The sequence below is a fragment of the Candidatus Zixiibacteriota bacterium genome, assembly GCA_014728145.1.
Taxonomy (GTDB): Bacteria; Zixibacteria; MSB-5A5; order JAABVY01; family JAABVY01; genus WJMC01.
This window is the reverse complement of sequence record WJMC01000138.1, coordinates 21364-41305: the sequence shown is the minus strand read 5'-3', so window position 1 is coordinate 41305 and position 19942 is coordinate 21364. Positions and strand designations below refer to the sequence as shown.

Annotated in this window: 16 protein-coding genes; all 16 read right to left on the bottom strand. The window is 50.8% G+C overall.

What is annotated here, in order from left to right; translation table 11 throughout:
• Positions 1 to 491, bottom strand: a 491-nt coding sequence (locus GF404_08120) for a redox-regulated ATPase YchF (protein MBD3382148.1), incomplete at its 3' end; no start/stop codon positions are given.
• Between the two features lie 3 nt (positions 492 to 494).
• Positions 495 to 1388, bottom strand: a complete 894-nt coding sequence (locus GF404_08115; protein ID MBD3382147.1) for a deoxyribonuclease IV — start codon at positions 1386 to 1388, stop codon at positions 495 to 497.
• Positions 1388 to 2302 (bottom strand): DUF58 domain-containing protein, encoded by a 915-nt coding sequence (locus tag GF404_08110; GenBank protein ID MBD3382146.1) that lies wholly within the window; start codon positions 2300 to 2302, stop codon positions 1388 to 1390. The genes GF404_08115 and GF404_08110 overlap by 1 nt, the downstream gene beginning before the upstream one ends.
• Before the next feature lie 17 nt (positions 2303 to 2319).
• Positions 2320 to 3318: an AAA domain-containing protein gene (locus GF404_08105; protein MBD3382145.1), complete on the bottom strand. Its 999-nt coding sequence runs from the start codon at positions 3316 to 3318 to the stop codon at positions 2320 to 2322.
• A gap of 218 nt (positions 3319 to 3536) precedes the next feature.
• A complete protein-coding gene (locus GF404_08100; GenBank protein MBD3382144.1) occupies positions 3537 to 5783 on the bottom strand; it encodes an NADP-dependent malic enzyme in 2247 nt (748 codons plus the stop codon).
• A 213-nt stretch (positions 5784 to 5996) separates the two neighbouring features.
• Positions 5997 to 7124, bottom strand: coding sequence for a sodium ion-translocating decarboxylase subunit beta (locus tag GF404_08095; protein MBD3382143.1), 1128 nt, complete (start codon positions 7122 to 7124; stop codon positions 5997 to 5999).
• Positions 7125 to 7135: 11 nt separating this feature from the next.
• Entirely contained in the window at positions 7136 to 8995 is a 1860-nt protein-coding gene (locus GF404_08090) for a biotin attachment protein (GenBank protein ID MBD3382142.1), read from the bottom strand.
• Positions 8992 to 9204, bottom strand: coding sequence for a hypothetical protein (locus GF404_08085; GenBank protein ID MBD3382141.1), 213 nt, complete (start codon positions 9202 to 9204; stop codon positions 8992 to 8994). Before GF404_08085 ends, GF404_08090 begins: the two co-directional genes overlap by 4 nt.
• Positions 9205 to 9346: 142 nt before the next feature.
• Positions 9347 to 9742 (bottom strand): DUF393 domain-containing protein, encoded by a 396-nt coding sequence (locus tag GF404_08080; protein MBD3382140.1) that lies wholly within the window; start codon positions 9740 to 9742, stop codon positions 9347 to 9349.
• Between the two features lie 86 nt (positions 9743 to 9828).
• Positions 9829 to 11187 (bottom strand): aldehyde dehydrogenase family protein, encoded by a 1359-nt coding sequence (locus tag GF404_08075; protein ID MBD3382139.1) that lies wholly within the window; start codon positions 11185 to 11187, stop codon positions 9829 to 9831.
• A 16-nt stretch (positions 11188 to 11203) separates the two neighbouring features.
• Positions 11204 to 12841: an acetolactate synthase large subunit gene (locus GF404_08070; GenBank protein ID MBD3382138.1), complete on the bottom strand. Its 1638-nt coding sequence runs from the start codon at positions 12839 to 12841 to the stop codon at positions 11204 to 11206.
• A 73-nt stretch (positions 12842 to 12914) separates the two neighbouring features.
• On the bottom strand, positions 12915 to 13361 hold the full coding sequence (locus GF404_08065; GenBank protein MBD3382137.1) for a CBS domain-containing protein: 447 nt from the start codon (positions 13359 to 13361) through the stop codon (positions 12915 to 12917).
• Positions 13362 to 13419: 58 nt separating this feature from the next.
• On the bottom strand, positions 13420 to 14031 hold the full coding sequence (locus tag GF404_08060) for a hypothetical protein (protein ID MBD3382136.1): 612 nt from the start codon (positions 14029 to 14031) through the stop codon (positions 13420 to 13422).
• Positions 14012 to 15889, bottom strand: a complete 1878-nt coding sequence (locus GF404_08055) for an ATP-binding cassette domain-containing protein (GenBank protein MBD3382135.1) — start codon at positions 15887 to 15889, stop codon at positions 14012 to 14014. Before GF404_08055 ends, GF404_08060 begins: the two co-directional genes overlap by 20 nt.
• Positions 15890 to 15937: 48 nt before the next feature.
• Entirely contained in the window at positions 15938 to 18037 is a 2100-nt protein-coding gene (locus GF404_08050; protein ID MBD3382134.1) for a VWA domain-containing protein, read from the bottom strand.
• 5 nt (positions 18038 to 18042) lie between these two features.
• Positions 18043 to 19929 (bottom strand): tetratricopeptide repeat protein, encoded by a 1887-nt coding sequence (locus GF404_08045; GenBank protein MBD3382133.1) that lies wholly within the window; start codon positions 19927 to 19929, stop codon positions 18043 to 18045.
• Positions 19930 to 19942 lie beyond the last annotated feature (13 nt).

The window sequence follows — 19942 nt, the reverse complement described above, 5'->3', positions numbered from 1 at the left end:
TGCAGTACCGCGACTTCCCGTTTGGCTTTTTCATCGTTGGCCAGTCGAGCCTGCCGTTCAATTCTCTCCAGCCGTGATTCAGTTGTCAAAAGATCAGAGAAAATCAATTCTGATTCGACGTTCTCGATATCGCGGGCCGGGTCGACCGAACCATCCGGATGCATTACGATCTCGTCTTTGAAATACCGGACGACATGGGCCAAAACCTCCGGTTCCCTGAGCGCGGGCGGGATATCTTTTTCCGAACGACTGGCGCGGTCGGATTTACCGCTGACACCGGCCACATCCATAAATTCTATTTCTGCCTGAGTTACTTTTTCCGGTTGATATATCTTTTCCAGTTCCCACAGACGTTCATCGGGAACTTTAACGATGCCTCGCCGAACCTCCATCTTGGCTGCGCCGATATGGGATTCCTGGTGATGCGGGCAGACTGCTTTGAAGACTGTGCTTTTGCCCGACTGCGGCAGACCTATAATTCCGATTTTCATCTATCAGACCCTGCTTTCATTCTTTTCATAAAATTTCCTGAGCAGATTAAGATTTACCTCATCCATCGATTTGCCATCCTCCTCCTTGGGAGTCTCCAAAAGCTTGGGAACATCCTTGAGACGGTCGTCCTGCATGATAAACCTGAAAGCATCAGCCCCGATATTGCCCTGACCGAGATGGGCGTGGCGATCGCGTTTTTTTGCAAACTCCATCTTCGAATCATTCATGTGAATAGCTTTGAGGTACTTCAATCCGATTGTAGCGTCGAATTCCTGCATGGTTTTCTGATAGCTTTCCCGATCGCGGATATCGTAGCCGGCGGCAAAGATATGGCAGGTGTCTATACAGACCGAGACTCTCTCCTTATTCTCGACACCTTCAATCATTTCGGCAATCTGCTCAAATTTATAGCCCAGGTTGGTACCCTGACCGGCAGTGGTCTCCAGAGAAATCCGCACACCTGTCGCATGGGTGCTGTCGTTGATCTGATTCAATGTCTCTATGATCTTGCGGATACCTTCTTCTTCAGTTGTATCCAGGTATGAACCGGGATGAAGCACAAGATCATCAATTCCCAACAGGTGGCAGCGTTCGATCTCATCGATTAAGGCAGTTATCGATTTTTTATAGATCGCCTCTTTGGGCGAGGCGATATTTATCAGGTAAGCGGTATGCGCGATGACCGGATATATTCCGGTTTCTTTTTGGCGTCGATGAAAGCGTTCGATTTCATCATCTGTAAGCGGTTTCGATTTCCATTGATTGCTGGATTTTGTGAAGATCTGGAGCGCGGCACAATCGACTTTCTCACCATGATCGAAAGCATTGGACACACCGCCGGCAATCGACATATGCGCCCCGATCAGCGGATAGCGAAATTCCTTGCCCTCAGCCATCAGTACAACCTGCTCCGTTTGTTCAGGTAAGCGAACAGCGAGTAGTCATAGTCCAGCGAAGTGTCGATCAGGTGATAATCGATATTCGACATCCGGCATTCCCGCGCGAAATTATCGAAAACCCGGTCAAGCTCTTTCTTATAGGCTTTCCTGATCTGCCAGGGGAGAGTAGTGATCTCCTCGCCGGTTTCCATATCCTCAAAGATCGCTTCCTGCGGGAATGAGAAATCACGTTCGAATGGATCGAGTGTATGCAGGACTATCACTTCATGGTTGCGGTGGCGGAAATGCTTGAGTCCGGCCATAATCTTCGCCGGATCATCCAGAAGATCGGACATAATGATGATCAAACCACGACGTTTGATTCGTTCAGCCATCTGGTGAAGTGTATGGGCGATATCGGTTTTTTCCGATGCTCTTAGTTTGTCCAGTTCCTTCAGGAGAATATGAATGTGCGATGATGACGATCGCGGCGGAATATATGTATGTATCTTGTCATCGAAGCCAACCACTCCGACTGAATCACGCTGTTTGAGCATCAGAAAAGAAAATGCCGCCGCCAGATAGGAGCAGTACTCCAGTTTGGGCAGGTACTTTTTCTGGTCGGAGGTGTAGCCCATCGAAGCTGAAGTGTCGACTAGCAGATAAGCTTTGAGGTTGGTCTCTTCCTCGAACTCCTTGACATAGAAACGGTCGGACTTGCCGTACACTTTCCAGTCGATATAGCGGATATTGTCGCCGTGCATATACTGGCGATGTTCGGCGAATTCAACCGAGAAACCATGGTAGGGCGACTTATGCAGTCCGGTCATGAAACCTTCCACGACCATGCGCGCCTTAAGTTCCATAGTCTTCAGCCGCGAGACAACCTCCGGCTTCAGAAACCTTCTGTAATCTTTATCTTTGTCAGGCATACTATCTCGGGGAGGAATCAGGATTTCTCTTTGACATCATCCATCAGGCGTTCGACGATATGTTCAGCGGTGACCCCGTCAGCTTCGGCATTGAAAGATGTCACAATACGATGACGAAGCACCGGTTTGGCCACCATGCGGACATCTTCGACTGATGGAGTGGGACGATTATCCAGAATCGCCCGGGTCTTGGCGCCCATGATCAGGTACTGCGAAGCACGCGGTCCGGCACCCCAGCTGACCCAGTTTTTGACATAGTCGAGCCCGGAATCATCGCTTTGCCGGGTGGCGCGTACCAGCCGAACAGCATAGTCGATGACATGATCGGAAACCGGTACCCGTCTCACCAAATCCTGCAGGGCGGAAATATCCGAGCCTTTGATCACGGTCTCGAGCTTGAGATCGCGCCAGGATGTAGTCGAGCGGACGATTTCGTTTTCCTCATCATAAGTTGGATAGTCGATCAATATATTGAACATGAATCGGTCGAGTTGTGCCTCCGGAAGGGGATATGTGCCTTCCTGTTCGATCGGATTCTGTGTCGCCAGGACAAAAAACGGTTCCTCCAGTTTGAAGGTCTGCCCGGCGGCGGTGACCTCATGTTCCTGCATCGCCTGTAGCAGCGCTGCCTGAGTTTTAGGCGGAGTACGGTTGATCTCGTCGGCCAGGACGATATTGGCGAAAACCGGACCCTTGACGAAACGGAACTCGCGCGCTCCGGTGGCACGATCCTCCTGAAGGATTTCTGTGCCGGTAATATCCGAAGGCATCAGGTCAGGAGTGAATTGTATCCGTGAAAATTTGAGATCCAAAACCTGTGCCAGAGTCGAAACCAGTAGGGTTTTTGCCAGGCCGGGGACTCCGATCAAGAGTACATGGCCGTTCGATAAAATCGCGATCAGGAGTTCATCGATGACTTTCTCCTGTCCGACTATGATCTTGCCGATTTCAGATTTTATGGTGTCTCGCGCGCCTTTGAGCTTCTCGATCGTTTCGATATCTTTATTGTCCGCCACATCGTCTCCTTTCGCGAATCTGGAAATATAATAAATAATACAGGTATAACAAGGAATTGTTTCCAGGATAAGGAGATGAGCAGGTTTAAAGCGTCAGGTCACACCTCCCCGACTAAAGTCAGGGAGGCGACGCAAAACCAGGCAGTTGTTTCAAGTGAACAAAAAACGGCGGACACCGAAGCATCCGCCGTCTTGTCTATATAAATCAAAGTGTGCGATCAGTTCGAGGCAGCCTCAAGGACAGCGATCGCGGCCATATTGACGATATCCTGCACATCCTGAGCGCGATGAAGCACATGTACCGGTTTTTTGAGTCCGGACAAAAACGGTCCGAAGACCTCGGCTCCGGCCAGGCGCTGAAGCAGTTTATAGGCTGAGTTGCCAGATTCAAGGTTGGGGAAGATCAGGCAGTTGGCATCACCCTGGATCGAAGAGAACGTGAAATCAGCCTCGGCGATTGGCGCATGAAGCGCGGTGTCAGCCTGCATCTCGCCATCGACGGTGATCTCGGGATGATTCTGTTGCAGAAGCTCGACCGCATGCCTGACTTTAGCAGTGGCGGCATTGCGAACCGACCCAAAATTGGAGTAGGTCAGAAGCGCGACCTTCGGTTCGACATTGAATCGGCGCGCCAGCTTGGCAGTCATCACGGTAATGTCAACGAGCTGTTCCGGAGTGGGATCGAGGTTGACCGTTGTGTCGGCCACGAAATACGGTTTGCCCTTGATTATCAGCATGAAAATACCGCAGACAGTGGAATAGTGCTCTTTCTTTTCGATTATCTGCAGGGCGGGACGGATCGTATCCGGGTAATGCTGACGGACACCGGAGAGCATAGCATCCGCTTCACCCATAGCAACCATCATAGCTCCATAAGAGATCGGATTTTTCATTGCGATAATAGCATCATCAAAAGTAACGCCTTTGCGCTGACGTTTTTCAAAATAACCCTTGGCATATCGAACTCGGTCGTCGGTTTTCAAATGGTTGACGATTTCGATCCCATTCATGGGTATCTCGAGTTCTTTAGCCGTATCCTGAATTGATTCTTCGCGACCAATCAAGACAGGTGAAGCGATTCTTTCATCGACTATCTGGCGAGCGGCGCGCAGGATCTTTTCATTAGCACCTTCGGGGAAGACGATTCGTTTCGGTTTGATGCGTGCCTTGTTGATAATCCGGCGTGAGAGCTGATGACCGATACCGAGGCGGTCTTCGAGCTGGGTCTTGTATTCCTCAATATCGATATGTTTTCTGGCCACACCGGTATCCATGGCGGCCTTGGCCACAGCCGAAGCTTCCCAGACGAGGATGCGGGGGTCGAACGGTTTAGGGATTATATATTCCGGACCGAAGTGGAAATGCACCCCGCCGTAGGCACGGGCGACCGCATCCGGAACTTCGGTCTTGGCCAGGTTCGCCAGTGCATAAGCCGCCGCCAGCTTCATCTCCATATTGATCGCGCGGGCATGGACATCAAGGGCACCGCGGAAGATAAATGGGAAGCCGAGCACGTTGTTCACCTGGTTGGGATAATCGGAACGTCCGGTGGCCATGATGATATCTTTGCGGGCGTCGAAAGCGTCCTCCGGAAGAATCTCCGGATCGGGATTTGCCATGGCGAAGATGATCGGGTTTTTGGCCATCGATTTGACCATGCTCTTGGTGACCATATCCTTGACGGCAACACCGACAAAGATATCGGCATCTTCCATAGCATCATCGAGCGTACGCCTCTGGGTCTCACGCGCGAACTGTTCTTTGTATTTGTTCATTCCATCGGTACGACCCCTGTAGATCACGCCCTTGGAGTCAGTCATCAGGATATTGTCTGGATTGACACCCAGGGCGATATACAGGTTAGCGCAGGCTACACCGGCCGCACCGGCGCCACAGAAGACCGCGCGGACTTCGCTGATATCCTTTTTGACCAGCTCGAGCGCGTTGATAAGAGCCGCGCCGGAGATGATCGCGGTACCATGCTGATCATCATGGAAAACCGGAATATCCAGTTCCTCGATCAGGGTCTCTTCGATTTCAAAACATTCGGGAGCTTTTATATCCTCGAGATTGATTCCGCCGAAAGTGGGTTCCAGAAGTTTGCAGACCTTGATGACTTCCTTGGGATCCTGGCTGTCGACCTCGATGTCATAAACATCGACATCAGCAAAACGTTTAAACAACACCCCTTTGCCTTCCATAACCGGTTTGCCTGCGGCCGGGCCGATATTACCCAGACCCAGAACGGCGGTACCGTTGGAGACCACCGCCACCAGGTTGCCCTTGGCGGTATATTCATAGACATCGTCGGGATTCTCTGCGATTTTGCGGCAGGGTTCCGCCACACCGGGGGTGTAAGCCATAGATAAATCACGCTGTGTCGCGGTCGGCTTGGTCGGGACTACTTCGATTTTTCCCTTACGACCTTTAGAGTGATAATCTAACGCTTCCTCTTTCTTAATCACTTTCTCATCTCCTAAAAAGAGTGAAATATGTCATAAATTGATCTGGCAATAAAAGACCTGTCATTATCTTTGTCAAGCTATTTGGAAATTTTATTGCGACACTTATAATCGGCTTGAGCCCTTAATTTTACTGCTCTCAGGACGGATTGGTTTGATGCTGGGGATCAAAAAAAAGACCCGCCAAAGCGGGCCTTTTAACAAATTGTATTCTGATTATGTCAGCAGGCTCAAAAAGATTCCAGCCGCAACTGCAGACCCGATTACACCGGCCACATTGGGTCCCATGGCGGGCATCAGCGGATTGACCCTGCCGTTAGTCTGATCCGAGACAAATTTCTGGACCACCCGGGCGGCCATCGGTACAGCCGAAACACCGGCGGCGCCGATACAGGGGTTGATCTTTTTGGTACCGGGTAAGAACAGGTTAATGATTTTAGCGAAAACCAAACCACCAGCCGTACTGAAGGCAAATGCGAACGCGCCCAGCACCAGGATCATGATCGTCTGCCAGGTCAAGAAGTGTTCCGCGGCCATAGTTGCGCCGACAGCCAGACCCAGAAAGAGCGTGACGATATCGATTAATGCGCCTCCCGCGGTTTTGCGCAGGCGTTCGGTCACACCGCATTCACGGAGCAGGTTGCCGAACATCAGAAGCCCGATCAGTGGAGCGGCCGAAGGGATTGCCAGTGAAGCGATGATTCCGGTCACGATCGGGAACAGGATTACCGCGGTTTTGGAAACCGGACGGGCCTGTGGCATATCGATCTCGCGTTCCTTTTTACTGGTGAACATCCTGATTATCGGGGGCTGGATTATCGGTACCAGCGACATGTAGCTGTAGGCCGCCACGGCGATCGGTCCCAGCAGGTGAGGTGCCAGCTGTGAGGCCAAAAAGATCGATGTCGGGCCATCAGCACCACCGATTATACCTATCGCGGCGGCTTCTTTGTAAGTGAAGCCCAAAAGGTAAGCCGCCCCGAGCGCGGCCACGAAGATACCCAGCTGTGCGGCGGCCCCCAGCATAAAGGTGATCGGACGTCCCAGAAGCGGGCGAAAATCGGTCAGCACACCTACCCCCAGGAAGATGATCGGGGGGAGAAGCTCGGTCTTGATTCCTGATTTGTATATCAGCGCGATTATTCCATTGTCATAGGCCCCCATCTCGGCTAAAGGCAGGTTTGCCAGGATCGTTCCGAAACCGATCGGAATCAATAGAAGTGGTTCATAGTTCTTCGTGATCGCCAGATAGATCAAAACCCCGGCAATCACGAACATTACCAGGTTGCCCCAGTCGAGATTGGCCAGCCCCGAATTCTGTATCAGCTCTGTTAATGTCTCCATTCTTGCGCCTTCTATGAGATGGTTAAGATCGGTTGAGTTGAATCGATTTCATCGCCGATTTCGGCCTGGATATTCGAGACCTTGCCTGATTTCGGCGCTTTGATGTCATGCTTGGCTTTCATCGCCTCGACCGCGGCGATAACCTGTCCTTCCGAGACGGAATCGCCGACTTTGACATTGATATCGACTACTTCAACTGATCCAGCGAAAGAATGATGCACCGGGGTGCCGTTGTCGGAGGCCGGCGCGGATGTTTCGACTGCCTGAGGCGCGGGTTGTGAGGCTCCGCCACCTGCCGGCTCCATAGTTATTGTAAAGGTTCGTTTGCGACCGTTTTCCTCCACGGTCAAACGGGATTTGACCGGTCCGCTGACGGTTGGCGCGGATTCCATTCTGGCCTGCGGTGCGGATACCGCTTTTTTATCAGGCTTCGGTTCATCTTTCTTCTTGAGAGGAATATCGATTCGCGGTTTTCCGGTCAGCAGACGGATACCCTCGTTGAGTTCCATCTTCTTGCCGGGCACCATCGAAGCCAGGACCAGGAAGATATTCTTGTCGTTGACCGGCAAACTGCGTTCCTCGAGAGCTTCTTTCGCTTTGCCGATATTTTTCGGCGCGGCCTCCAGGGGATCTCCGGTAAACGGTTCCATCTCGAGTTGCTCAGAGGCTTTCTTGACAACTTCCGGATCCGGGGGAAGCGGTGTGCGTCCAAAGTATCCGAGCACGGCTTTACCGTAGCCGTCATTGATTTTCTCCCAGCGTCCATAGAGCACGTTGTTGAAAGCCTGCAACCAATACTGCTGGCTACCCGGGGTAACCGAGGTCCAGGCGCCTCCGGCTTTTACCACAACCGGGAATTCCTCGAGAACTTCGGAGTATTTATCGAGAATACCAGCTTTAACCATCATGTGCACATTGGGTCCGATCGCACCACCCGGCATAGGGAAGCCGAGTACACGAGCATCAGCCGAGGTCGTAGTCGGGTTGAAATTATATTCCTTCATCAACTCGGCCAGTTCGCGCTCGATTTCGGGCATCCGCTTGGGATCTATATCGAGAGAGTAGCCTGTGCCCTTGAGGGCATGAGCCATCGAACGCACATCCGGCTGAACCGTTCCGGAAGCCATCGGGCGACAGGAGAGATCGATACCGTCGACTCCGCCCTCGATCCCGGCCATATAGCAGGCGACCGCGGTTGAAGCGGTGTCATGGGTATGAAGCCAGAGGAGCATATCCGAGGGCATAATCTTCTTGAGCCCCTTAACAGTTTCATAGATCGTATTCGGATCAGTCGTCCCGCTGGCATCCTTGAGGCAGAGGGAATCGATCTGCACATCGCCTTCGAGAAGCTGTTTGCCGATATTGATATAGAAATCCGGTGTATGAACCTTGTCGGATTCGAACGGCAGACCCATCAGGGCGATACAGCACTGGTGGTGCATTCCAGCCTCGACGATCGGCTTGCCGGTATTGATCAGGTTGCGTACATCGTTCATGTAATCGAAGTTGCGATCCCAGGTAGTACCATACTCTTTCATCAGCTTGGCCTGAAGCTGCAGACCCTCGATTGACTGCGTGGTCAGGGTTACTCCTGAGACGGAACGGGTCAAAATCTGCAGGTCGGCATCGGGACCGACTGTGTCCCGGATTTTCTGCATATCCTCGAACGGATCTTCGCCGAGGTAGAAGTAGGGTGCCTGGTATCGGGCTCCACCACCGAATTCGAAGTGGCGAATTCCAGCTTCGGCCGCCAGCTTCATTGCCGGCAGAAAATCATTCAGGCGCACCTTACCGCCGAACGAGCTCTGAAGCCCGTCGCGGAAAGGTGTGAACATCACACGAACTGTTTTGGGCTTTTTGGCTGTTATCATTGTATTTCCTCAATTTTTGTGATTTTTGTTCCAGGATAGTTGGCTTGAGCGACTGCGGTGATCGCGGCATACAATGCGGCATCTTCGACGCTGTCGGCCTGCGGAAAGAGCGCGATAATCGCGCGCATGATTACCGCCAGGATTACCAGCAGGACGAAGACCGCCACAAAGGCGATCGCACAAATCACCAGCAGGTTTGATGAATCCATAATTTATCTCCCCCGCACGATATGTGCGTACGTAGATTGTGTTTTCAAGCGGTCATTAATCATTGACAGAGCAAAAATATACGGAATCTGTTAGTTTTGTCAATAGATACCGCACTATTTGCGGTGCTTTTAGTAATTCCGACTAATCTTGCCCGACACGGGTGAAGACAGGGGGAAGCTCACAGGAACGTTTGCGACCAAATAGCTTGTAGCGGTTTATCACGATGAATCTATATATTCTGTCGCGCAAACCGCGTGGAATCAACATGAAGATATACAGCATCTCCCATACTCCACCCAGTATGCGACAGATATTTAATGCGGCTGAACTTCTGGTGTGATACTTTTTCGGAGTGATTAGAATTATTGTATCAGTCTGCTCTTTTGGATACTCGATTTCATCCAGGAGCTTTTCGGCCTGTTCGGATTCACGCCAGAGATAGACGAACCTTCCGTCGATATCCTGCGAGCTCAGAAAACAGACCACGCTGGTACACAGCCTGCAATTTGAATCATATATGATTGCCGGTTTAAACATGGCGTCCTGTAAATGTCTTTAGTTTTCGGGAAGTTTCAAAAAAAAGCCCCGCCATCAGGCCGGGCATATTTAAAACAGGGCTATTTTCAACCCATCCAGATCGTTTTGATATTGACGAACTCGCGAATGCCGTAATGAGACAACTCGCGTCCGTAGCCGGATTTTTTGACTCCGCCAAACGGCAGACGGGGGTCGGATTTGGTCATACCGTTGACAAACATCGCGCCCGTCACGACCTTTCGGGCGACGTATTCACCTTTTTCGGGATCCTGTGTCCAGACCGATCCACCCAGCCCGAACGATGAGTCATTGGCGACCGCAATAGCCTCCTCCATATCCGAGACCGGAATTATTGCCGATACCGGGCCGAAAGTCTCTTCATCGTAGGCTTTCATACCTTTCTTGCAGTTGGTCAGCACCGTCGGCAGATAAAACGCCCCCGGACCGTCTTTTTTTCTACCGCCGGTCAGAAGTCGCGCGCCCATGGTGAGCGACTGCTGGACCTGCTCATCCAGTTCCTTCAGGAGGTCCATACGAGCCAAAGGGCCAACCTGTGTCTCTTCGTCGAGTGGATCACCGACTTTCATATTGCCCATAATTTCCGCCTGGGCATGTTCGAACTCCTCCAGACGGGATTCGACTACTATAAAGCGTTTGGCGGCAATACAGCTCTGACCGGTGTTTATCATACGAGCCCTGGCGGAAGTGTTAACGCAGGTCGGCATATCGGCATCTTCCAAAACGATATACGGATCTGAACCACCCAGTTCGAGGACGGTCTTTTTGAGCACGTTTCCAGCGGTGGCGGCCACTTTCATACCGGCCGGTTCGGAGCCTGTGAGAGTTACTGCCTTGATACGATCATCCCTGATAACCTTTTCCACCGCGGAGGATCCTATCAACAGTGTGCGGAAAGCATTTTCTGGAAATCCAGCCTTACGGAAGACCTCTTCAATTTTGAGTGCGCTTCCGGGTACGTTGGAAGCATGCTTGAGTACGCCGGTGTTGCCCGCCATCAGGGCCGGAGCGGCGAACCTGAAAACCTGCCAGAATGGAAAATTCCAGGGCATGATCGCCAATACGGTACCGATCGGCTGAAAGGCGACAAAGCTTGTTTTAGCGTCGGTTTCGATTATCTCATCGGCTAAAAATTTTTCGGCGTTTTCGGCGTAGTATTCGCAGACCCAGGCGCATTTTTCCACCTCAGCGCGGGACTCGCTGATCGGTTTACCCATTTCCATCGACATCTCGCGCGCATATTCGTCCTGGTTATCGCGCAGTACAGAAGCGGCCTTATTCATCAATTCGCGGCGTTTTCCAAAATCCGATTCGCGCCATTCCAGCCAGGTTTTATCTACATCGCCTAGTATCTGGTCGATCTGTTCGGGATTGTGTTCGCTGTAATCTTTTATGACTTCGCCGGTGGCTGGATTGACTGTCTTCATATTTCACCTCTTAGGGTTATTTATTGTTTTGATTCAGTTTCTTGCTGAGTTCGTAATTGACCGATGGATCGATTGGAATTTCGACTATAGTAAGTTTCTGCGAGCTGATCGTGGTATCGAGCACAGCGCGCAGTTCATCGAGGGTTTTCGGTGAATAACCTTCGATTCCGAAACTTTCGGCGTACTTGACATAATCGGGATTAGTCAGGACGGTACCGAATTTTTTGCCGGTATGTCCAATCTGCTTCCAGGAAATCAAACCGTAGTCGTTGTCGTTGAATACCAGGATCGTAAATCCGACACCACACCTGCAAGCGGTTTCGATCTCCTGCGAATTCATCAAGAATCCACCGTCACCCATAGCCGCAACCACCCGCCTGTCGGGGTACGCCAGCTTGGCGGCGATTCCCCCCGGAAGGGCGATTCCCATGCTGGCCAGGCCATTCGAAATTATCACCGAGTTCGGTTCATAAACCGGGTAGTTGCGGCCGATCCACATTTTGTGACTGCCGACATCTGAAATCAGGATATCACCCGCCTTGAGAATATCTCTGATAATCGCCAGTACCCCCGGTATGGTAAACTTATCTTTTTCATTTAGCCGGTAGGATTCTATGTCTGCTTTGATCGCTTCGCGGATCGGTTCGTACCATCCGCTGTCATAGCGCGATTCAGCGCTTTTAAACTGTATATTCAGGTCCCACAGGACGGCCGAGATATCGCATACTATCTCGATTTCGGGCTGATAGAACTCATAGACCTCAGCCGGCATAAAATCTATATGAATAATTTTATTGTCTTTACGTTTATTCCAATGCTCCGGGGCGTATTCAGCAATATCGTATCCGATCGTTATGATCAGGTCGGCTTTTTCTATCGCGTCCATGTGGATATCGCGCGCTTGCAGACCGACCGTGTAGAGTGAACAGGGGCTGTCGTCCGATATCGCTCCCTTGCCCATAAAAGTGGAGACAACCGGTATGCCAGTTTTCTGGACGAATTCCCGCAGGTGCTTGGAAGCCATCTTGCGAATCGCCCCGTTGCCGGCCAGAATAAGAGGTCTCTTTGCCTTCCCCAAAAGTTCCAGGGCCTGGTTGATCGCCTTGTAGTCGGGCGCGGCACGACGTACGCGGACAGGTTGAATCGGTTCGAGATCGCATTCTCGGGCAGCGATATCCTCGGGCAGTTCGAAATGTGTGGCTCCCGGTTTTTCCATCTCCGCCAGCTTGAAAGCTTTGCGCACAACCTCGGTCGTGATATGTGGATTGCGGATCGAGGCGTTCCACTTTGTGATCGGTTTAAACAGGTTTACTATGTCTAGATTCTGGTGGCTTTCTTTATGAATGCGATCGGAAGAACCCTGGCCGGTGATTGCAACTATCGGCGCTTTATCCAGATGGGCATCGGCGACACCGGTGATCAGGTTGGTGGCTCCCGGGCCCAGGGTAGCCAGGCATACACCCGCCTTGCCGGTCAGTCTGCCGAAAACATCCGCCATAAAAGCAGCCCCCAGTTCCAGTCGCGTGGGGACAAATTCTATGCTGGAGTTTTCCAGCGAAAACAGCAGGTCTTCGGTCTCTTCACCGGGAACACCGAAGACATACTTTACTCCCTCGGCCTCGAGGCAGTCGACGATGAGGTCGGAAACTTTCATATATATCTTCTAAACCTGAATTGAAATCTAAGCTTATTTACCGATAATGTCCATTTTAAACTTTACAGGTGTATCATCCGGGATACTTGCCGGTGATATAATCCTTAAGGTAACGGTTCTGTACTTTCAGATTTTTGATCTGGCTCTTGACCAGGTCACCGATTGAAATCATGCCCACCAGCTTACTGCCGTCCATAACCGGAAGATGACGAAACCTGTTGACTGTCATGAAGGTTTCAGCTACCTCGATATCATCATCGAGCACACCGACGATCACTTTTGCGGTCATCACATCACTGACTTGACGCTGGAGGGCGTCCTGGCCTTCCTTGTGCATCCGCCAGAGGATATCACGCTCGGTAATGATTCCGACCAGGTTATCTTCTCCCTCGAATACCGGCAGTGCGCCGATACGCTCTTTGACTATCAGTTCCAGAGCATCGCCGACCGATGACTGCGGGCTGATGCTTAAGATCTTTCTCTCTCCCTGAGCCTGTATTATGTCATTGATTTTCACCATGCTCTCCTTTTTTGAAATTGATCGTGTTGGTTATATAACAAGAATGGAGTAAAAAAGTTTATTTTAATTTACAACGTGATGAAGCAACTGAAGTCCCGAGTGTGCGGGCTTTTGAAAGTGTCTCAGGGTCATCTTTGACCGCGCCGAGTCCGTAGTCGGAATGAGCGTACAACAGTTGATCGAAGAATTCTATACCGGCCCAGATGAAAAGCCCCTTGAGTACCGTCAGGGCATGGACGAATTTCTCCCGCTCGCCACCGACTAAGACGATAACTCCCAGTTTCCTTTTGTGTTTGACAGGTTCAAACCTGAAGTTTCCGCTCTCGTAGCCGACCAGCGGTTTGAAACAGTTGCAGCGATCCACAAACAGCTTGGTCTGAGCACTGATTGAATCGAAATAGATCGGGCTGGAGACCACCACAATTTCACTTTGGGAGAGCGTGTGTAAAAACGGAAAGAGATCGTCCTGGTAGAAACACAGCTTTTCGCCGGGTGATTCGCCGCAGGACTGGCAGGGCATTATGGCCATACGGTTGAGGTAGACATGCTCGCTTTTGTAGCCTTCCTGTTCTGCTCCGGCTAATATCTCCCGGGTGATCAGGTCGGTGTTGGATTTCATCACGGGAGAGCCGTTGAAAGCGATTATTTTTCTACTGCTGGAGTTGTTCATAGTCCTCGTACAATCTCTCGAGTTCTGCCTCGAGATCGGCTTTTTGTTTTTGGAGCGAGGCCAGTTGCTCCCAGTCGGAGGCCAGTTCGGGATCCAGGATCTTGTCGCCAATCTCCGTGATCAGGTTTTCAGTCTCTTCTATGGTCGCTTCCAGTTTTTCGATTTTTTTGCGATGACGACGGTTGTCTTTGAGCTGTTTCCACTGTTTGCGGGTCTCTGCGTTTTCTTTCTGTTTTGTCTGAGTTTCTGCCTGCTGTTGCAGGCGTTTTTGCCTGATCTCCCAGTAGTACGAAAAATTGCCGAGGTACTCATTGACAGATCCATTTTCAAGCGCGAACAATTTCTCCACGGTATTATCCAGAAAATAGCGGTCGTGTGAGATCACCAGCACAGCTCCCTCGAATGATTTCAATGCGTTTTCGAGCATCTGGCAGGATGCGATGTCGAGATGATTGGTGGGCTCATCGAGGACCAGGAAATTGGCCGGGTTAGCAAAGATTTTAGCCAGTGACAGACGGCTTTTCTCGCCTCCTGAGAGTGATTTTACCGGTCTGAATATATCCTCGCCGGAAAACAGGAAACGACCCAGATAAGAGCGAAGCTCCTCCGCGGTGGCATCCGGCTTTTCCTCCCAGATCATGTCGATTATAGTCGACTCGGGGTTGAGGATATTCAGTTCCTGGTCGTAATAAGTGTATTCGACATTGTTACCGATTTTGATCTCGCCCCGGTCAGGTTCGATCTGACCGGTGATCATTCGGATCAGGGTTGTTTTCCCGGAACCATTGGGTCCGATCAGGCCGACCTTCTGGTCACGCAGGAGCTTGAGGCTGACATCGGAGAAGAGCTGGCGGTTTCCAAAAGACTTGGCGACATCCTCGAGCTCAAGAATATTGAGCCAGCTTCGCCCGGATGATTCGATCTGCAGTTTCATGTCGGAGGCGTCGCCGGCCGGTTTATCCATCAACTCCATTTTCGACAGCATGCGCCTGCGCGACTGGGCCTGTTTGGTCTTCTGGCCATAGATATTGCGGGCGATAAAATCCTTGATACGGGCTACCTCTTCAGCCTGATGCTCGTATGCTTTCTTTGCCAGCCTGCGGCGTTCGGCGGATTCTTTCTCGTAGAATTCGTAGTTTCCATGGTAAACCTCGAGCCCATGCGGGGTCAGGTCAACTGTCTTCTGGGCGACTCTATTGAGAAAGTAGCGATCGTGTGAGACCACTATCACACTGCCCTCGAAAGTGTTCAGGTACTCCTCCAGCCAGGCGGTAGATTCTATATCGAGATAATTGGTGGGCTCGTCTAAAAGCAACAGGTCAGGATTCTCGAGCAGGATTTTAGCCAGGTAGATGCGGTTTTTTTCTCCTCCCGAAAAGCAGGCGATTTCCTTGGTCCAGCTGTCCTGGTCAAATCCCAGTCCAAAAAGTACGCTTTCGATCTTTTCCTCGTAGTCGAATCCGCCCTGAAGCTCGAATCTTTCCTGCAGGTGGCCATACTTTTCCAGCATCGCCTGGGAGGCCTCCCCGGAGGCGATATCCGCTTCCAGTGATTCGATCTCTGCCTGCATTTTCAACAGCTCGGCGAAAGCGTCGAGCATCTCCACCCACAGAGTACGTCCGCTTATTATCTCCGCTTCCTGTGGAAGGTAACCGATTTTAACCGCTCTCGCTTTTTCGACCTGACCGGAGACCGGTGTCAGGTCGCCTTTGATGATCTGAAACAAAGTAGTTTTGCCGACACCGTTGCGCCCGATCAGGGCGATTTTTTCGCCCCTGTTTATCTGCCATGAGAGTCCGGAAAACAATTCCTTGCCCGGGTATGACATCTCGACCTGATTTAAGTAGACCTGCCGCATAAATAGGAATTTACGAAAGTCGGATCAATTGTCAAAGGCAATCGTCGATCAGCCCTGTTCCTGTTCGTCAGAGGCGACCCCGCGCGCCAAAAACATCTCGACCGCGATAAGCCCCAGTGCCAACAAAAAGAAGAGCTTGGATAGTTCTTTGCCGAGACGGCTTTCCTCGATTACCTCGCCGGCCGGTTGTGAATTCGAAAGCTCGATTAATTCGTAACCGTCAAGTGACCGGCGCAGTTCGTCAACTTCAATCTTGCCCCCGACTGATTCACGGGAAGGGAAATTGACCGCGAAACTCTCCGCCAGGCTGTCGTCAATATAAACCTGGCTGATCCCGGTCGATTTTATGGAAGGGATATTGAGCATCAATTCGGTACCGGAGAATGTGTACGCCGGTGTGATGTTGTTGCCTGCGGGAGTTTGGAGACTGACCGACTGGCTGGGAGCAGGATGCAAAAGTGTGCGGTTGATCGACTGCCCGGTCAGGTAGTTTTCACGCAGGCGGGTGAGGTCATAAGCCAGATATTCCGCGGCTCGGTTTACCAGCGTAACAAAAAATGGTGAAGATGCCAGATCGGAATCCTGACGATCCGGAGTAGTCAGAACTGCCATTAGTTTGCCGGCACCCCAGTTGCTCTCGATAATTGCCGGCGAACCGGTCGAAAATGAAGCCAGCACCCGGCCGTCAGCAGGTTGACTGACCTGCAGAATATTGTAAAAGTCGATTTTGGGCAGATAATCGGGCGAAATCTCTTTGAAACGTACAAACAGCGGATGTTCGTAGTCTATCGAACTGAGACGATAGAAGCCCTCGCCCGGCTGGACCTGTTTAGACTCAATTAGACGTGCGCCAAAGCCCGGCTCGAACAGGTTCGTGTTCAAATCAGCCTGGCCTGAATCGGATGAAGCAAACAGCAGGAGCGATCCCCCGGTTTTGACGAAACTGGCCAGCTTTGAGTATCCCGCCTGCGAAAGGCGGGTCATACGGCTCAGGATAACGCAGTTGTAATCGAATAAATTCAACGCGGGCAGGCGAGAGATTGGCTCCGAAGTCAATTCGATCTGGGTCGGGCTGTCCGGCAAAGGTTTAAACGCCAGCTTCAAAAAGCGATCGTCGGCTTCCTGTTCATAGAGCGTCAGTACCTCGATTTGTCTGGGGATATTGATCGTGAAATAGCGGCGGTTATCCTCGATCAGGTCATCATCGACCAATTCTATAAAGCCACTGTGCTCACCGGCTGAATCGAAGGTGAATGAGAACTCCACCTCGCTTTCGGCAAACTTTTCAAGCGATAAATCAGTCTGGGCGATTCGCTTCTGGTTGATATACAGGCTGACCAGAAGGTTGTCGACACGGCGCGGATTTTCGTTGACTATCCGCGATGCGATCCTGACCGGGCGGCCGGGGTAGATCAATGAATTGCCGAAATCGATGGAAGCGACCTTGAGGTTGTCGTAATCCTTTTTCTCGAGACGGGTCAGGTAGATCTTCAGGTTCTCTATGTTGGGGTAATCACTGCTTTTTAGACCATCCCACTTTTCACCTGTCATATCGCTCAATAGAAATATCTCCTTGACGTAGTTATCCGTCTCAGCCAAAAGTTCGGTAGCTTTTTCAAATGCTGTCCGTGGCTCTGTGGCCATCTGTGAGACCTCGAGCTCATCGACTGCTTCCCTGACGAACGCGTGATTGGAGGTGAACCCATCCGTCAGAACCTCGCTGGTCTGGTTGAACGCGATCAGGGCCACCTGGTCTGAAATATCCAGGTTGTCGAGGATTTCAAATGCTTTCAGACGGGCCTGCTCGAAAAGTGAGCCCTCGCGGTCCTCCAGCGCCATCGACATAGAATTGTCTATCAGGATTATGACTGATGCCTCGGCCGCGCTTCCCAGCGCGGAAGAATATGAGCCCTCTGTGGTCGGACGCGCGAAAGCCATGACCAGAACCAGGATGATCAGCATGCGTAAAATAAGCAATATCAACTGGCGAATTTTGAGACGACGCATGCGTGTCTTCTGCAGGGCCTTGAGATAGCGTACCGAAGAGAACTGCACTCGTTTAACGCGCTGGCGATTGAAGAGGTGAATAAAAAGCGGTATCAGGGCAAGTGATGTCAGAAGCAGTAATGTTGTATTAAGAAAATGCATAGAGCTTACAATTCAAATGGTTTTGAGAGATATTTTCTGGCCTCGGCCTGATCCACCGCCGAGGCATTGATCTCATCTACACGCTTGTAATACTTTTCGGCCTGACCACGTTCACCAGAGAGGTCATAAAGATGTCCCAGAGAGAGATAGATTTGACCCAGGTAGAACGGCCTGAACTCCACGAATTCGGCCAGCGACAGGTAGGTTTTTGCGTTTTCGATATCTTTCTGATACATCAACGCCTGCCCGGCGCGCAAATTCGCCAGAGGATCATCCGGGTTGTTCTTGAGCATGCTCCTGGAATAATTGTATGCCATTACAAACTGACTGTCGGCGCTTTCTCGATCTCGTTCACTCAGCAAGATCCTGCCGAGGTGTAGCCGGGAATCTACCCGGATCGACGCCGAGGTTGTACTGTCGATAGCTTTTTTCAGGTGTTTTTTTGCCTGCTCGAAGTTATCATCGTAGAACTCGATCAAACCCAGCTTGTATTCATGGAGATAATCCGAAGCTGGATTTTGCACAGCCTGGCGATAGTATTTTTCCGCCCGGTCGGATTTTCCGCCCGCGAGGTACATGTTGCTCACTAGATTTAATCTGTTAGTTTCGCTTAAATTATCTTTTTCGAGCACCCCGGCTGCCTCCAGGTATCGACCCATGTGGAAATACACCCCGAACAGATTCAGCATCAGATCATCATCTTCAGGAAAATACTCGAGACCTTTTTCAAGCAGGTACTCCGCTTGATAAACATGACGCTGGAGCATCTCCCGTTCGGCAAAATGCACGAACCATTTTGATTCAAGCGTAACAGTGTCAATATACTCATGCCATCCCTCGGTAATATCCGCCAGGGCCTTTCCGGTTTTTTGCTCGATCACATTCACAGCAGTCAGGTCGGTGGCATCGCGATAAATCGCCCGAATCGTGCTGGCATTTTCAGTCAAAAGCAGGTAAAACATGAATGATGCGGCCAGCTGACGTTTCTTGTGGGGGTCATCCAGATTATCATAAGAGCGGGTCTGAAGCATATCCTCGATCTCGTAAAGTCCACTTTTTAGTTTGTAATCTCTGGCGTAGAAAAGATGAAAATCGGAGAGGTTTGCACAACCCTCCACAATCATCCTGGGGGCATAGCCCCAAAACCGGTAGAGTCTGCTCATGATGGAAGCGGGAGCGGCAATTTCTCCGCTTTTGTGGCTGTACTCATGAAAAACCATACTGCGGGCTGGATGAATCCCGAACTCGCTGTTTTTGTAGGGCGCGTAATGATATGACGAACACGGGTACAAGAACAAACTGGTCTTGCCCGGTTGCTTGAATTCGAGAAAGCTCTTGAAACGTTTGAGTTCGGCCTCGTAAAAGTCACGAATCCTGTTCCAGTGAATATCTCCCAGGGAATTGGGAACAAAATAAATTTCATAATTGGTCGAAGGATCGGGGTAGAAATCATCCTCAATGTTATGATTGTATTCACATCCGGATTCGAATTCTATTTCTTTCAGGGGGGTATAGAATACCTGGTAGACACTGCTGTTCTTTATAAGTATCGAGTCTTCGATGTAAGGTACATTCAATGGTGAAGACAGTTTCATCAACCGCGCGCCACCGTCGGGCGGTAAAGAAAAACGGTTGATTTCGACCTGCGCCTGAGAATCGACCAGGCCAGTATACTTCAGATCGAAACTGAGGTTGCCACAGAAAGCCTGCAGATTGACTTCGCGGGGTAAATAGAGCGTATCACAAATAACTGTTTCGGAAACAGAGCCGCCCGACAGTTTTTCCACAAAGCGGATTTCCAATGAAAGGGCTTTGTGTGTTGAATCAGCCGAAACAGATACGGCCAGGGCCAGCAAAAAAAATATAAGCCTGGTAAACAGCTTAATACTCAAAAGTCCTCCAATC

Coding starts and splice junctions, on each gene's coding strand:
- GF404_08115 (MBD3382147.1), bottom strand. CDS start 1,388: ATGGCTGAGGGCAAGGAATTTCGCTATCCGCTGATCGGGGCGCATATG.
- GF404_08110 (MBD3382146.1), bottom strand. CDS start 2,302: ATGCCTGACAAAGATAAAGATTACAGAAGGTTTCTGAAGCCGGAGGTT.
- GF404_08095 (MBD3382143.1), bottom strand. CDS start 7,124: ATGGAGACATTAACAGAGCTGATACAGAATTCGGGGCTGGCCAATCTC.
- GF404_08090 (MBD3382142.1), bottom strand. CDS start 8,995: ATGATAACAGCCAAAAAGCCCAAAACAGTTCGTGTGATGTTCACACCT.
- GF404_08085 (MBD3382141.1), bottom strand. CDS start 9,204: ATGGATTCATCAAACCTGCTGGTGATTTGTGCGATCGCCTTTGTGGCG.
- GF404_08080 (MBD3382140.1), bottom strand. CDS start 9,742: ATGTTTAAACCGGCAATCATATATGATTCAAATTGCAGGCTGTGTACC.
- GF404_08075 (MBD3382139.1), bottom strand. CDS start 11,187: ATGAAGACAGTCAATCCAGCCACCGGCGAAGTCATAAAAGATTACAGC.
- GF404_08070 (MBD3382138.1), bottom strand. CDS start 12,841: ATGAAAGTTTCCGACCTCATCGTCGACTGCCTCGAGGCCGAGGGAGTA.
- GF404_08065 (MBD3382137.1), bottom strand. CDS start 13,361: ATGGTGAAAATCAATGACATAATACAGGCTCAGGGAGAGAGAAAGATC.
- GF404_08060 (MBD3382136.1), bottom strand. CDS start 14,031: ATGAACAACTCCAGCAGTAGAAAAATAATCGCTTTCAACGGCTCTCCC.
- GF404_08055 (MBD3382135.1), bottom strand. CDS start 15,889: ATGCGGCAGGTCTACTTAAATCAGGTCGAGATGTCATACCCGGGCAAG.
- GF404_08050 (MBD3382134.1), bottom strand. CDS start 18,037: ATGCATTTTCTTAATACAACATTACTGCTTCTGACATCACTTGCCCTG.